Origin of the sequence: Aeromonas sp. QDB30 (assembly GCF_027707645.1) — a bacterium.
Classification (GTDB): domain Bacteria; phylum Pseudomonadota; class Gammaproteobacteria; order Enterobacterales; family Aeromonadaceae; genus Aeromonas; species Aeromonas caviae.
Window position 1 is genome coordinate 52,168 of the sequence record NZ_JAPCIY010000002.1, and the last position, 13,029, is coordinate 65,196.

Genomic DNA, 13,029 nt, shown 5'->3' on the forward strand with positions numbered 1-13,029 from the left:
ACAAAATGGTATCACGCTCTCGGGGGGCACGGTATAGTGCCAACGAGGCGTTGCGGTCCATCCGACCGCTTCAAATTCATCGTGTTAGCTGTAACAAGGAGCTTCTATGACTCTGTTTAACGGGATCCTGCTGGCGATCGCCGCCCTGATCATCGGCGTGCTGATCGGCCGCTTCTCTGTCCGTAGCCGGGATGCCGGACGCCTGGAACAGGAGCTGAAAAAAGCCCACAAGGAGCTGGAAAGCTACCAAGGGCAGATCACCACCCACTTCGCCGACAGCGCAGCCCTGATGGAGCAACTGGCCGAACAGTACCAGACCCTTTATCGCCATATGGCGGAACAGAGCAAGTTCCTGGCCAAGGTACAGGAACCACTGTTCCGCGAACCCGAAGTGGAAGAAACAGGCGATGCCGCCAACAGCGAGGAGCCGGGCCTTCCTCCCCGCGATTACGCCGGTGCGTCCGGCCTGCTCAAGCAGCCGGGCTGATCGTCGGTTGAACTAATTACGCTTTATCGTGGTCAGACCTTGACGATTGCACTGCAACTTTTTCTGGGAGCTGTTTCTCATATGCGTAAATCTCTTTCTGTATTCAGTGTCTTAGCCCTCAGTGTCGGTATCGCCATGTCCTCAGCACCGGCGCAGGCCGCACTGCCCCTGATGGCGAACAACCAGGAGATGCCGAGCCTGGCCCCCGTCCTCGAGCAGGTGACCCCTGCCGTGGTCAACATCTCTGTCTCTGGCAAGAAGATCACCCGCCAGCGCCTGCCGGAACAATTCCGCTTCTTCTTCGGCCCCAACATGCCTGACGAGCAGGTGAGCGAGCAGCCCTTCCAGGCGCTTGGTTCCGGCGTCATCATCGATGCCAAGAAAGGCTACGTGATCACCAACGCCCACGTGGTCCACGAGGCGGACGAGATCAAGGTCAACCTGAAGGATGGCCGTGAGTATGCGGCCAAGAAAATAGGGGAAGACAAACAGTCGGATATCGCCCTGCTGCAAATCAAGGCCGAGGATCTGGTGCAGATCAAGTTCGCCGACTCCGACGAGCTGAGAGTCGGTGACTACGCGCTGGCCATCGGCAACCCGTTCGGCCTGGGCCAGACCGTCACCTCCGGCATTGTCAGCGCCCTGGGTCGCAGCGGCCTCAACATCGAAAATCTGGAGAACTTCATCCAGACCGATGCGGCCATCAACTCCGGCAACTCGGGCGGCGCCCTGCTCAACCTGCGCGGGGAGCTGATCGGCATCAACACCGCCATCCTGGGCCCCAACGGCGGCAACATCGGCATCGGCTTTGCCATCCCGTCCAACATGGTGCGCGATCTCTCCGAGCAGATCGTGAAATACGGCGAAGTGCGCCGTGGCCAGCTGGGGATTACCGGCACCGAGCTCACCAGCGAAATCGCCAAGACCTTCGGCTACAACAAGAAGGACGGTGCCTTCGTCAACCAGGTCATGCCTGACTCCGCTGCCGCCAAGGCAGGCATCAAGGCAGGCGACATCATCATCAGCATCGATGGCAAGCCCATCCGCTCCTTCGGCGAGCTGCGTGCCAAAATCGCCACCATGGGGGCCGACAAGCAGGTCTCGCTCGGCCTCATCCGTGACGGCAAGGAGCAGACCGTCAAGGTCACCCTGAAGAAAGCGGATGACAGCGAGATCCTGGCCAGCGCCCTGCATCCGGCACTGGAAGGGGCCAAGCTGAGCACCACCACGGACCCCGTGACCGGCGTGGCCGTCTCCGACATCGATCCCCGCTCACCGGCAGCCGCCTCCGGCCTGCAAAAGGGCGACATCATCATCGGGGTCAACCGCCAGCGCATCAACTCCATGGGTGAACTGACCAAGGTGTTGAAAAACAAGCCGGAAGTCCTGGCGCTGAACATCCAGCGCGGTGACTCCTCGCTCTATTTGGTGATCCGTTAAGCCCCTCACACCCGCGGCAACCGCCGCGGGTGATTTTTATCCATCGATAATGTTATTCTCTGCCCGCAGCCTGTACGGACGAGAAAGACATGAAAATCCCACCTCTGATCAGCTACTTGGGCAAGTCCGTCGGCTTTGGCCTCGCCATGGCTGCGCTTTTGTTGCTGGTGTTTCCCAATTTTCGCGGCGGCGCCCCCCTGCCGGGCCTCATCACCAATGCCCGCGAGCTGAGCTTCTCCTACGCGGCCCATCGTGCCGGCCCTGCCGTCGTCAACATCTACACCCGCAGCTTCGCCGGCAATCGCGGTGAAAAAGCCGAACTCAGACCCCAGGGGCTGGGGTCCGGCGTCATCATGAACCAGCGCGGTCACGTGCTCACCAACTATCACGTCATCGCCGATGCGGACCAGATCATCGTCGCCCTGCAAGATGGTCGGGTATTCAGTGCAGAGCTGGTCGGCACCGACAAACTGACCGATCTGGCGGTGCTCTACATCGAATCGGACAACCTGCCGGTGATCCCTCAGGACCCGGATCGTCTGCCGGACGTGGGAGACGTGGTGCTCGCCATCGGCAACCCCTACAACGTCGGCCAGACCATCACCCAGGGCATCATCAGCGCCACCGGGCGTATCGGCCTCTCCAGCATGGGGCCGGACAGCAACGGCCGGCAGGATCTGCTGCAAACCGATGCCGCCATCAACGAGGGCAACTCCGGAGGCGCCCTGGTCAATGGCCGTGGCGATCTGGTGGGTATCAATACCGCCGCCTACCACCTCAACGGCAATCAGGAGAGCTATGGCATCAGTTTTGCCATCCCCTACAAGCTGGCCAAGCGCATCATGGACGAGCTGATCGCCAACGGTCGGGTCATCCGCGGCTACCTCGGCATCTCCAGCGTCGAGATCAATCCCATCGTCGCGCGCATGCTGAACCTGGGGGACTTGCAGGGGTTGGTGGTGGAGAGCCTGGATCCCAATGGCCCAGCCACCAAGGCCGGTCTCAAACGTGGGGATGTGCTGCTCAAGATCAACGGAGAGGCCATCACCGGCGTGCGTCCCGTCATGGACAAGATCGTCGAGAGCCGCCCCGGCACCAAGCTCACCATCTCGGTGATCCGCAACGGCAAGCCGCTGGACGTCGATGTCATCATCGAAGAGGACCTGCGCTACCAGAATCAGACCCTGCCGACCAGCAGTGCGGCACCCGCCACCTGAAGGGCGGATCCTCGCGGGGCCCGACAAGGCCCTTTTTTGTGCCCGCTTTCCTCCGGCTCCCACCTGTGCGTGAGACAGCTCACACATTGCGCCAATGGGCAATCGGGCGAAGACGCCGTCAAAACCCGCCACCGATCACACTCCCTTGCAGCCAGTCCGCTCCTTTCCTCTCCTTGATCGCCAAAAGGGCTTCTTTTGATGCCTTTCCCTCCAAATTTCCACTTCGAATCGGAAAAAACCTGCCTCCTCCCGCACTCTCCTCCGCTTTATGGTGATCCCATCCTTTCTGCCAGCCTGGAGAGCAGACCTTGAATACCGACACCCATGACGCCCCCCTGACCCCGGACAGCCCGGCACTGCTGCGCAAGACCGACCTGACCCTGGCCCGCATTCACAACCTGCTGGCGGATCAGGGCATACGCCCCAACGACGTGCAGCAGCAGATGCTGGCCTCCCACGTCAAGGCCATGGTGTGGCGCTCCTACAGCGGGGAATCCCTGCCGGAGGTCGACCTCAACCTGTTCGAGGAGATCTCCCCCCTTTCCCTGCGCCTGGCAGAGCAGGTCGTCGCCTGGCTCGACCGCCTCGCCTACGAGGAGGCGCACCTCTTGTCCGTCCATTTTGAAGTGGCCAAAGAAAACGAACTCAGCTCAGTAAAAGGAGAAAGCTAAATGACTGCCATCAAACTCGTGATTGGAGATCGTCTCGGCAAGGGTCAGAAAGTGGGGGCAGGCGCAGAAGCCGCCGGCGCCACCGTGACCGTCATCCCCGGCATGGCCGCCGACATGAAGCTCGGTGATGTGATGAACAAGGAGCAGGCCGACCTTGGCATCTCCTTCTGCGGCAGCGGTGGCGCGGGCGCCATCACGGCCCAGACCAAGTACGGCTACAAGTGCCGCTACGGCATGCGATCCATCGAGGAGGGTGTCACCGCCATCAACGAGGGGTGCGTGGTACTGGGCTTCGGCTTCATGGACAAGGAAGAGCTGGGCCAGAAGCTGATCGAAGCCTTCGCCAAGAAACACGGGCGCACCTGATGAAAGAACACTTCACCACCCGGATCACGGTCAACGGCAAGGGGGCGACTCGCCAGCAGGCGTTCGCTGCAGCCCTCAGCCAGGTGCAACCCAGCCTGCTCAAGGAGAGCCCCAAGGTGATGCTGCGCATCGAACCCCTCGAGGTCGAGGTGCTCGAGGCCGAGGAGTCGGTACGGGTGGAGAAGTTCCTGTTCTTCTTCCTGCCACGCCAGCGCCACGAGTTCCGGGTCCGGCTGGCGATCACCGTCAAGGTCACCAGCCTGGATGTCGACAAGGTGGATTTCACCCGGGCCTGACCCCACAACCAAAAGGACAAGTTGGATGTTTCTAATCATTTTGATGAAGTCACTCATCATCGGCGGCCTGGTAGGCGTCGGGGTGGGGGCTGGCGCGGCGCGGATGTTCCACGCCCCGACCGTACAGGGGATGGGCGCGTTCCGTACCCTGGGCGAGCTCAACTCCTGCGAAGGGGACCCCGCCTCCCACTTCTCGTTCGGTCTGGGCTTCTTCTTCAACGCCTGGGCCTCCACGGTCGCGGCCGGCGCCTTCACCCAGGACGTGGATCACCGCATCCTGCCGAACTGGGGTGCAGCGACCCTGATGATCAAGAACCGGGATCTCGCCACCACCCTCCATGATCCCAAAAAGATGGCCATCGCCTGCGGCATCATTGGTGCCATCGTGGTCGCCTTCCTCAACAGCACGGCCGCCGCCGTACCTGCCGCCCTGCAGGTGACCGCGGTCAAGGTGCTGGTGCCCGCCGCCAACCTGCTGGTCAACACCGTCATGCCGGTGATCTTCTGGCTGGCCGCCATCGAGGCAGGCAAGAAGTCCGGCTTCTGGGCCACCATCTTCGGCGGTCTGGCCCAGCTCATCATGGGCAACGCGGTACCGGGCCTGGTGCTTGGCATCCTGATCGGCAAGGGGGTGGAAGAGAGCGGCTGGAACCACGTCACCAAGGTGATGATGAGTGCCATCGTCCTGCTGTTCGTGCTGAGCGGCTTCTTCCGCGGCTTTGACATGAAACTCATTGAATCCTTCCACCTGGGCGTTCCCCTGTGGCTGGAAAACGTCCACAACCTCATGAGCGGCAAATAAGGAAGCACACCATGGATGAGAAACTGAGAAACAACTTCTGGTATGCCGACTGGTCCTTCCCCATCTTTGTCGGTCTGCTCTCTTCCGGCGTCTTCGCCGGTACCCACATGTTCTACCTCTACGGGGTCGGCGCCTTCAACGAGGTGGCCTTCGTTGCCATGCTCAAGGCCGGTATGGACACGGGGGCCTATGGTGCAGTCGCCGCCTTCGGTGCCAGCTTCCTGTTCGCCCGCATCATCGAGGGCTCCCTGGTGGGGATCCTCGACATCGGCGGCGCCATCCAGACCGGAGTCGGCCTAGGGGTGCCCGCCCTGCTGCTGGGGGCCGGCATTGTCTATCCGGTGGAAAATTTCACCGCTTCCCTGATCACCGGCATGGGGATTGGGATGGCCATCGGCTACGTGATCATCCTGGCGCGCAAGTTCACCATCAACCAGAGCAACTCCACCTACGGGGCGGACGTCATGATGGGGGCTGGCAACAGCTCCGGCCGCTTCCTCGGTCCCCTCATCATCCTCTCCGCCATGGGCGCCTCCATTCCCATCGGGATAGGCTCCCTGCTGGGTGCCCTGCTGTTCTACATCTGGGAGAAGCCCATCACGGGCGGCGCCATTCTGGGGGCCATGCTGTTCGGGACCGTCTTCCCCATCGCCCTGGCTTAATCCAAGGCCGTCTCTTCGGCGGCATTCAAGAACCTGTTTGCGCTCTGTCGCGAGAGGTCGTCAGCAAGGTGAAGAGCAACACATGAGCCTTGGAAGCAGCCTCGCAGTAAGAGCACAAGCAGGTTCCAAGAGGGATATCAGCATGTACGACATGATCATCAGGGCGGGACGCCTGGGAAACGGGCAGCTTGTCGACGTCGCCATCAAGCATGGCAAGATAGCGGCGCTGGGTTCGCTGCCAGGGAGCACGGAGGCGAAGCAAACCCTCACTCTGGGCGGGCAGGTCCATGTGAGCGCCGGCTGGATCGACGGCCACACCCACTGCTACCCCGCCTCTCCCATCTATCACGATGAGCCGGACAAGGTGGGCGTGGAATCCGGCGTCACCACCGTCATCGACGCCGGCAGCACCGGAGCCGACGATGTGGACGACTTCCAGCGTCTCGCCGCCACCTGCAAGACCCGGGTGCATGCCCTGCTCAACATCTCCCGCATCGGTCTGCTGCGTCAGAACGAGCTGGCGGATCCGGCAGACATCGATCCCGTCCTCGCCCAAGCGGCCATCCGGCGCCATCCCGGCTTCATCGTCGGCATCAAGGCGCGCATGAGCGGCAGCGTGGTGGGTGAAAGCGGTCTGCAACCCCTGCGCATGGCCAAGCAGATCCAGCAGGCCAATGGCAACTTGCCGCTGATGGTGCACGTGGGCAACACGCCGCCGGATCTGGACGAGATCGTCGCCCTGCTGGGGGAGGGCGATCTGCTGACCCACTGCTTCAACGGCAAGCCCAACCGCATCCTGACCCCGGCCGGCGAACTGCGCCAGGCGGTGCGTGAGGCGATGCGGCGGGGGCTCTTGCTCGACATCGGCCACGGCGGCGCCAGCTTCAGCTTCGAAGTGGCGGAGCTGGCCATTGCTCAGGGGATCCTGCCCCACACCATCAGTTCAGACATCTACTGCAAGAACCGCATCAAGGGGCCCGTCTACAGTCTGGCCCACGTGATGTCGAAGTTCTTCGCCATCGGCATGACCCTGGAGCAGGTGCTCGCCTGCGTCACTCACCAGGCCGCCGATGCCCTGCGCCTGCTCGGCAAGGGGCGACTCGAGGTGGGCGCCGATGCAGACATCACCCTGTTCGAGGTGAGCTGCGGCCCCACTCTCTTTACCGATACCGAGGCCGGCACCCGCAACGGTGACCGGCAACTGCTCCCTCTCGCCGCCCTGGTGGGCGGCGAACTGGTTCTGACTCACTACGGGAAATCACACCATGCCTTCTGTGTATGAGAAATACCGGCTCAAACCGGTGATCAACGCCTCCGGGCGCATGACCATCCTCGGCGTCTCCACCCCCGAGCAGGAGGTGGTCGATGCGGTCAACTTCGGCCTCGGCCACTACTTCGAGGTGAAGGATCTGGTCAACAAGACCGGCACCTACCTGGCCGAACTGCTGGGTGTTGAAGATGTGGTAGTGGTCTCCTGCGCCAGCGCCGGCATCGCCCAGTCGGTGGCCGCCGTGATCGTGCGCGGCGACCCCTATCGCCTCGAGCAGTTGCATGCTCATGCCCACGACGTGCCGAGCGACATCGTGCTGCCCAAGGGCCACAACGTGAACTTTGGTGCCCCCGTCGGCACCATGGTCAACCTGGGGGGCGGCAGGGTGGTGGAGGCAGGCTACGCCAACGAGTGCTCACCCGCTCAGCTGGCCGCCGCCATCCATGCCAATACCGCCGCCATCCTCTACATCAAGTCCCACCACTGCGTGCAGAAGAGCATTCTGTCGGTGGCCGAGGCGGCCGAGGTGGCCAAGGCCCACGGGATCCCGCTCATCGTCGATGCAGCGGCCGAAGAGGATCTGCGTCTCTACTACAACCAGGGTGCAGATCTGGTCATCTACAGCGGCGCCAAGGCCATCGAAGGGCCCACCAGCGGCCTGGTGCTCGGCAGGCGTCAGTATGTTGAGTGGGTCAAGCAGCAGGCGGGCGGCATCGGCCGTGCCATGAAGGTGGGCAAGGAGGGGATCCTCGGCCTGACCCACGCCATCGAGCGCTACCTGGCCAAAGAGAAGGAGAGCGGCACCGCCATGGTCGCCAAGATGACCCCCTTCATCGAGCGCCTCAACCAGCTGCCCGGCGTCACCGCCAAGGTGGTGTGGGACAGCGCGGGGCGCGACATCGCCCGCACCGACATCGCCTTCGACCATGAGCGCCTCGGCATGACCACGGTCCAGGTGGTCTCCCGTCTGCAACAGGGTACCCCCGCCATCTACTGCCGCGGCTACAAGGCCAACGAGGGGCACATCGAGATAGATGTGCGCAGCGTCACCCTGCCCCAGCTCGACCAGATCCACTCCGCCATTGCCCACCTCGTTCAGGAGAACAACTGATGTCTCTTACCCCCAATTACTACCGCGATCGGGTCTGCCTCAACGTGCTGGCAGGTTCCAAAGAGAATGCCGTCGACATTTATGAGGCCGCCGAGGGCCACGTCCTGGTCGGTGTGCTCTCCAAGAACTACCCGGACATCCCCTCTGCCGTCGCCGACATGCAGGCCTACGCCAAACTTATCGACAACGCCCTCTCCATCGGGCTGGGAGCAGGTGATCCGCGCCAGTCCGCCATGGTGGCCGAGCTGGCCCGCCAGTTGCAGCCTCAGCATGTCAATCAGGTGTTCACCGGGGTCGGGGCCAGCCGGGCGCTGCTCGGTCAAGCTGACACCCTCATCAATGGCCTTGTCTCCCCCACCGGCACGCCGGGGATGGTGAAGATCTCCACCGGCCCCCTCAGCGCGCAGCAGGCTGACGGCATCGTCCCCATCGATACCGCCATTGCCCTGCTCAAGGACATGGGCGGCAGCTCGGTCAAATTCTTCCCCATGGGGGGACTCGCCTGCCGCGCCGAGTATCAGGCAGTGGCCGAGGCCTGTGCCCGACACGGCTTCTGGCTGGAGCCCACCGGCGGCATCGATCTTGAGAACTTCGAGGAGATAGTGCGGATCGCGCTGGAGGCAGGAGTCGAGAAGGTGATCCCCCATGTCTACAGCTCCATCATCGACAGCGAGAGCAGCCAGACCCGGCCGGAGGATGTGCGTACCCTCCTCGCCATGGTGAAGGCACTGCTGGCATAGCAACCCCACAGGCACCGGTCCGATCACTGGGCGGTGCCTGGCTTGTTAATGACCCCCTTGTTAACATCGACCCACCATGCGCGACAGGAGTCCTCACCCCCTCATGACCAAGCTGCCCCACCCCAGACTCCAGCAACTGCTCGCCCTGCTTCACGCCGAGCCTCTGCCACAGGAGGAGCTGGCCCGCCGTCTCAATGTTTCCACCCGCACGGTGCGTACCGACGTGGCGACCCTGAACGAGCTCATTGCCACCCGGGGCGCCCACCTGATCCATCAGCGGGGCAGCGGTTACCAGCTCAAGATCTACAATCAGGGACTGTTCGATGCGCTGCTGGCCGCCCAGGGGCAGGAGAGCCCCCTGCCTCGCACCAGCCGCGAGCGGGTGCTGCACCTCCAGGTCTTGCTGCTGACGGCGGAACAGGGGATCAAACTCGACGAGCTGGCGGACACTTGGTATCTAAGCCGGGCGGCTTTACAAGGGGACATGACGGAGGTGCGGGAGCGGCTCGCCCACTTCGGGCTCACCATCGACAGCAAACCCAGGGTGGGGATGCGCATTGCGGGAAGCGAGATGGCGATCCGCGCCTGCCTCACCCAACTGCTCTGCCAGGAGCTGCTGCACCAGCATCCGCTCCAGAGCCTGTTGCCCACCCTCTGCCCCAGCAAGACGCTGGAGGTAGTGGGCAACCACATTCACGAGCAACTCGGTCGCCATCAGCTGCGCCTGGCCGACGAGAGCCTGCAGCAAGTCACCGTCTACTGTGCCGTCGCCCTGCTTCGCCAGGCGTCTGGTCACGAGTTGCGCCAGTTTGCCAGCGACGACATCACCCCGCCCCTGGCAGTGGTGGCCCGCGACATCTATGCCGAGCTGCCGACCCTGACTTCACCGGGGCAGGAAGAGATCGCCTGTCTCGCCATCCAGATCCAGGCTCGCCTCACTGCAGAGACGCCCCTGCTCAGCCCGGCCATGGCGGCCGAGAGCGAGCAGCTGACGGCGCACCTGCTGGGTTACATCCACCAGCACTACCCCTATGACCTGCGCGGCGACCCGCAATTGCGAGCCGACCTGCAGACCCACATCGGCGCCATGCTGCTGCGGGTCAAATACCAGATTGGTAGCCACAATCCCCTGGCGGACCACATCAAGCAGTATTACCCCCTCGCCTACGACATCACCCTGGCGGCCATCTCTGAGTGGATCAGGCAGACCCCCTACCGGTTGACCCATCACGAGATCGGCTACCTGGTGATCCACATCGGAGTCGGCCTGGAGCGCCACTACGACATCGGTTACACCCGGCGCCCCCAGGCGCTGCTGCTGTGCGATGCGGGCAACGCCACCTTCCGGGTGCTGGAAGCACGCATCCGGCGGGAATACCCCCAACTGCAGCTGACCACGCTGGAGTCGGTGCGGGACTATGAGGGACTGGTGCGAGTCGAGCAGGATTTCGTCATCAGCACCCTCAAGGTGAGCGAGAAGAATGCTCCCGTGGTACAGGTCTCCCCCTTCCCGACCCAATACCAGCTGGAGCAGCTCGGCAAGCTGGTGCTCGTCGATCGCACCCGTCCCTATCTGCTCGACAAGTATTTCGATGCCGACCACTTCATGGTGCTTGATGAACCCATCAGCCAGGGGATGCTGTTTGATCGCATCTGCAGCCAGCTTGAGGCGGAGGATCTGGTGCAGAGCGGATTCCGGGGATCCTTGCAGGAGCGGGAGCGGATCGTCTCCACCCTGCTGGGGGACGGCATCGCTCTGCCCCACTCCCTCGGCCTGCTGGCGCGCCGCACCCTGGTCTATACCGTGCTGGCCCCCCAGGGGATCGATTGGGGAAACGGCGAGAGCGCTACCCTCATCTTCGTGCTGGCCATCGCCAAGGCGGATTATGAGGAAGCCATGGGACTTTATGATCTGTTTCTGGCACTGATGAACGAAAAAGCCAGCAGAAGTCTGCTGGCTTGTCGGGATTTTGCCGCTTTCAAGGCGCTGGCTCGCAGCGCACCTTGAGCACGCCGAGGCGTATTACTCCTCATTGAAGCCCGAGGTGAACAGCGCCACCACGGCGGCCAGGGCCTCCACCTCTTCGGGGCCCTCCACCTGCACCTCCACCTGTTTGCCCTGGGCGGAGTCCAACATCAGCAGGCCGATCACGCTGTCCGCGTCGGCCTCGACTCCCTCTTCGTTGCGCAGCAGCACGTGGGCATCGAACCCCTGCACCAGCTCGAACAGCATCATGGCCGGTCGGGCGTGAATGCCTAACTTGTTTTTGACTTCTACCGAGGCGGAAACGGTCATCTGAGCATCCTGTGGATCTGTCAGGCGGGGTTTGAACGCTTGTCCAACGTGCGATGGCGGATCTGCACGTTCTTGCCAAGCAACCGGAATGCGCTGGCCAGCCGCTCGGCGATGAACACCGAGCGGTGTTGTCCGCCGGTACAGCCAATCCCGACGGTCACATAGCTGCGATTGTTGCGCTCCAGGTGGGGCAACCAGGTCCCCAGCATATTCTCGATCTGCTGGATGAACAGCATGACATCCGGCTGGCTGGAGAGGTAGTTGGCCACGGGCTCATCCTTGCCGGTGAAGGGCTTGAGCTCCGGGATCCAGTGCGGGTTGGGCAGGAAACGGGCGTCGAACACGAAGTCCGCATCCTTGGGAATGCCGTACTTGAAACCGAACGACTCGAACACCAGCACCAGCTCGTTCTCTTTCTTGCCGAGCACCCGGGTTTTGATGAGCTCGCTGAGATCGTGGATGCTGAGGTTGGTGGTGTCGATGCGCAGGTCGGCGGTCGAGGAGAGTGGTGCCAGCAGGTGGGTCTCTTCCCGGATCGCCTCGTCCAGCGAAAGCTTGTTGCGGGACAGAGGGTGCAGACGGCGGCTCTCACCGTAGCGTTTGAGCAGGGTCGCGTTGTCCGCATCGAAGAAGAAGCTCGAAAACTTGACTCGCCCCTCGTTGCGCACCTGGCTCAGCAGGTTCTCCAGCCTGTCTGCCTGGGCAGGCAGGTTGCGCACATCGATGCTGACCGCCAGCTTGTCATACTGGCTCTCCACCGACACGATCAACTGGGGCAGCAGGTTGACCGGCAGGTTGTCCACGCAGTAGTACCCGAGATCCTCGAGCACCCTCAGGGCCACCGTCTTGCCGGAGCCCGAACGACCGCTTACTACTATTAACTGCATCTTGTCCCCTCACGCCAACGTGGCTGTGTCAGACCCGGCCTCAGGCCGACGTCATGATCTGATAGAGTTCTTCGTCGCTGGTCGCCTGGCGCAACTGGCGGCAGACGGCCTTGTCAGCCAGTTTGGATGCCATCAGGGAAAGAGTCTTGAGGTGCTGCTTGCACTCGCTTTCCGGCACCAGCAATGCAAAGAGCAGGTCAACCGGTTGATTGTCGATAGAATCGAAAGGGATGGGCTCGGAGAAGGTCATCAACACGGCGGTCGGCGCGAAGGCGTCGTCAATCCGGCCGTGGGGGATGGCGATACCGGCTCCGATCCCGGTACTGCCCATCTTTTCTCGCGCCAGCAGGCTTTCAAACAGGACCTGGCGGGAAGCGCCGAGGCGCTCTGCGGCCAGTTCACTGATGATCTCGAGCGCGCGTTTCTTGCTGGTACAAGGGACCGCACTCTTGGTGCAGTCCCGACTCAGTATGTGTTCAAGTTGCATAGTTATTTTTGATTTAACTTATCTTTGTGCTTGATGATCTGCCGATCCAGTTTATCCAGCAGGGTATCAATCGCCGCATACATGTCGGCATGCTGCGAATTGGCGAACACCTCTCCCCCGCTGACATGCAGCTTGGCTTCGGCGATCTGGTTCAGTTTTTCGACGCTCAACACCACGTGTACGTTGTTGATATGGTCAAAGTGACGCTCGAGTTTGGCAAATTTGTTGTTCACATAATCACGCAGAGCTTCGGTAATCTCGACATGGTGTCCGGTCAGGTTAATTTGCATAACGTCT

General features: G+C 62.2%; 16 protein-coding genes. 12 read left to right on the top strand and 4 right to left on the bottom strand.

What is annotated here, in order from left to right; genetic code table 11:
• The first annotated feature begins 106 nt into the window (after window positions 1-106).
• From PG896_RS00950 to PG896_RS01005, 12 genes are all read left to right on the top strand, one after another.
• Complete coding sequence (locus tag PG896_RS00950) at window positions 107-487, top strand: YhcB family protein (RefSeq protein ID WP_010675856.1); 381 nt, start codon at window positions 107-109, stop codon at window positions 485-487.
• 81 nt (window positions 488-568) lie between these two features.
• A complete protein-coding gene (locus PG896_RS00955) occupies window positions 569-1,927 on the top strand; it encodes a Do family serine endopeptidase (RefSeq protein WP_042015057.1) in 1,359 nt (452 codons plus the stop codon).
• Between the two features lie 89 nt (window positions 1,928-2,016).
• Window positions 2,017-3,144, top strand: coding sequence for an outer membrane-stress sensor serine endopeptidase DegS (gene degS / locus PG896_RS00960; RefSeq protein ID WP_010675858.1), 1,128 nt, complete (start codon window positions 2,017-2,019; stop codon window positions 3,142-3,144).
• A 308-nt stretch (window positions 3,145-3,452) separates the two neighbouring features.
• A complete protein-coding gene (locus PG896_RS00965) occupies window positions 3,453-3,815 on the top strand; it encodes a transcriptional regulator (RefSeq protein ID WP_043154577.1) in 363 nt (120 codons plus the stop codon).
• Window positions 3,816-4,181, top strand: coding sequence for an SFCGS family glycine-rich protein (locus PG896_RS00970; protein WP_049637185.1), 366 nt, complete (start codon window positions 3,816-3,818; stop codon window positions 4,179-4,181).
• On the top strand, window positions 4,181-4,477 hold the full coding sequence (locus PG896_RS00975) for a DUF4312 family protein (protein WP_041211841.1): 297 nt from the start codon (window positions 4,181-4,183) through the stop codon (window positions 4,475-4,477). The genes PG896_RS00970 and PG896_RS00975 overlap by 1 nt, the downstream gene beginning before the upstream one ends.
• A gap of 25 nt (window positions 4,478-4,502) precedes the next feature.
• Window positions 4,503-5,279 (top strand): DUF4311 domain-containing protein, encoded by a 777-nt coding sequence (locus PG896_RS00980; RefSeq protein ID WP_049637183.1) that lies wholly within the window; start codon window positions 4,503-4,505, stop codon window positions 5,277-5,279.
• A gap of 11 nt (window positions 5,280-5,290) precedes the next feature.
• On the top strand, window positions 5,291-5,941 hold the full coding sequence (locus tag PG896_RS00985; RefSeq protein WP_039040480.1) for a DUF4310 family protein: 651 nt from the start codon (window positions 5,291-5,293) through the stop codon (window positions 5,939-5,941).
• Between the two features lie 142 nt (window positions 5,942-6,083).
• A complete protein-coding gene (locus tag PG896_RS00990) occupies window positions 6,084-7,223 on the top strand; it encodes an amidohydrolase/deacetylase family metallohydrolase (protein WP_270835304.1) in 1,140 nt (379 codons plus the stop codon).
• Window positions 7,207-8,322, top strand: a complete 1,116-nt coding sequence (locus PG896_RS00995) for a DgaE family pyridoxal phosphate-dependent ammonia lyase (RefSeq protein ID WP_270835305.1) — start codon at window positions 7,207-7,209, stop codon at window positions 8,320-8,322. The genes PG896_RS00990 and PG896_RS00995 overlap by 17 nt, the downstream gene beginning before the upstream one ends.
• The gene (dagF, locus tag PG896_RS01000) at window positions 8,322-9,062 is read left to right on the top strand and encodes a 2-dehydro-3-deoxy-phosphogluconate aldolase (protein ID WP_041211846.1); all 741 of its coding nucleotides are present in this window, start codon (window positions 8,322-8,324) and stop codon (window positions 9,060-9,062) included. Before PG896_RS00995 ends, dagF begins: the two co-directional genes overlap by 1 nt.
• 103 nt (window positions 9,063-9,165) lie before the next feature.
• Entirely contained in the window at window positions 9,166-11,070 is a 1,905-nt protein-coding gene (locus tag PG896_RS01005; protein WP_103858762.1) for a BglG family transcription antiterminator, read from the top strand.
• Window positions 11,071-11,085: 15 nt separating this feature from the next.
• Here the strand turns inward: PG896_RS01005 and npr are convergent, their stop codons facing one another.
• The 4 genes from npr to hpf are packed head-to-tail and all read right to left on the bottom strand — an operon-like array spanning window position 11,086 to window position 13,022.
• Window positions 11,086-11,358 carry a PTS phosphocarrier protein NPr gene (gene npr, locus PG896_RS01010; protein WP_010675868.1) on the bottom strand — a complete coding sequence of 91 codons (273 nt, stop codon included), beginning with the start codon at window positions 11,356-11,358 and terminating at the stop codon, window positions 11,086-11,088.
• Window positions 11,359-11,378: 20 nt separating this feature from the next.
• Window positions 11,379-12,245, bottom strand: coding sequence for an RNase adapter RapZ (gene rapZ, locus PG896_RS01015; protein ID WP_010675869.1), 867 nt, complete (start codon window positions 12,243-12,245; stop codon window positions 11,379-11,381).
• 40 nt (window positions 12,246-12,285) lie between these two features.
• Window positions 12,286-12,732 carry a PTS IIA-like nitrogen regulatory protein PtsN gene (ptsN, locus tag PG896_RS01020; protein ID WP_103858763.1) on the bottom strand — a complete coding sequence of 149 codons (447 nt, stop codon included), beginning with the start codon at window positions 12,730-12,732 and terminating at the stop codon, window positions 12,286-12,288.
• Window positions 12,733-12,734: 2 nt separating this feature from the next.
• Window positions 12,735-13,022: a ribosome hibernation promoting factor gene (hpf, locus tag PG896_RS01025; RefSeq protein ID WP_005305957.1), complete on the bottom strand. Its 288-nt coding sequence runs from the start codon at window positions 13,020-13,022 to the stop codon at window positions 12,735-12,737.
• Between the last annotated feature and the right edge of the window lie 7 nt (window positions 13,023-13,029).

Bases quoted from the DNA above. Each gene is read 5' to 3' on its own strand.
- PG896_RS00950 (WP_010675856.1), top strand. From the start codon at position 107: ATGACTCTGTTTAACGGGATCCTGCTGGCGATCGCCGCCCTGATCATC.
- PG896_RS00955 (WP_042015057.1), top strand. From the start codon at position 569: ATGCGTAAATCTCTTTCTGTATTCAGTGTCTTAGCCCTCAGTGTCGGT.
- degS (WP_010675858.1), top strand. From the start codon at position 2,017: ATGAAAATCCCACCTCTGATCAGCTACTTGGGCAAGTCCGTCGGCTTT.
- PG896_RS00970 (WP_049637185.1), top strand. From the start codon at position 3,816: ATGACTGCCATCAAACTCGTGATTGGAGATCGTCTCGGCAAGGGTCAG.
- PG896_RS00975 (WP_041211841.1), top strand. From the start codon at position 4,181: ATGAAAGAACACTTCACCACCCGGATCACGGTCAACGGCAAGGGGGCG.
- PG896_RS00980 (WP_049637183.1), top strand. From the start codon at position 4,503: ATGTTTCTAATCATTTTGATGAAGTCACTCATCATCGGCGGCCTGGTA.
- PG896_RS00985 (WP_039040480.1), top strand. From the start codon at position 5,291: ATGGATGAGAAACTGAGAAACAACTTCTGGTATGCCGACTGGTCCTTC.
- PG896_RS00990 (WP_270835304.1), top strand. From the start codon at position 6,084: ATGTACGACATGATCATCAGGGCGGGACGCCTGGGAAACGGGCAGCTT.
- PG896_RS00995 (WP_270835305.1), top strand. From the start codon at position 7,207: ATGCCTTCTGTGTATGAGAAATACCGGCTCAAACCGGTGATCAACGCC.
- dagF (WP_041211846.1), top strand. From the start codon at position 8,322: ATGTCTCTTACCCCCAATTACTACCGCGATCGGGTCTGCCTCAACGTG.
- PG896_RS01005 (WP_103858762.1), top strand. From the start codon at position 9,166: ATGACCAAGCTGCCCCACCCCAGACTCCAGCAACTGCTCGCCCTGCTT.
- npr (WP_010675868.1), bottom strand. From the start codon at position 11,358: ATGACCGTTTCCGCCTCGGTAGAAGTCAAAAACAAGTTAGGCATTCAC.
- rapZ (WP_010675869.1), bottom strand. From the start codon at position 12,245: ATGCAGTTAATAGTAGTAAGCGGTCGTTCGGGCTCCGGCAAGACGGTG.
- ptsN (WP_103858763.1), bottom strand. From the start codon at position 12,732: ATGCAACTTGAACACATACTGAGTCGGGACTGCACCAAGAGTGCGGTC.
- hpf (WP_005305957.1), bottom strand. From the start codon at position 13,022: ATGCAAATTAACCTGACCGGACACCATGTCGAGATTACCGAAGCTCTG.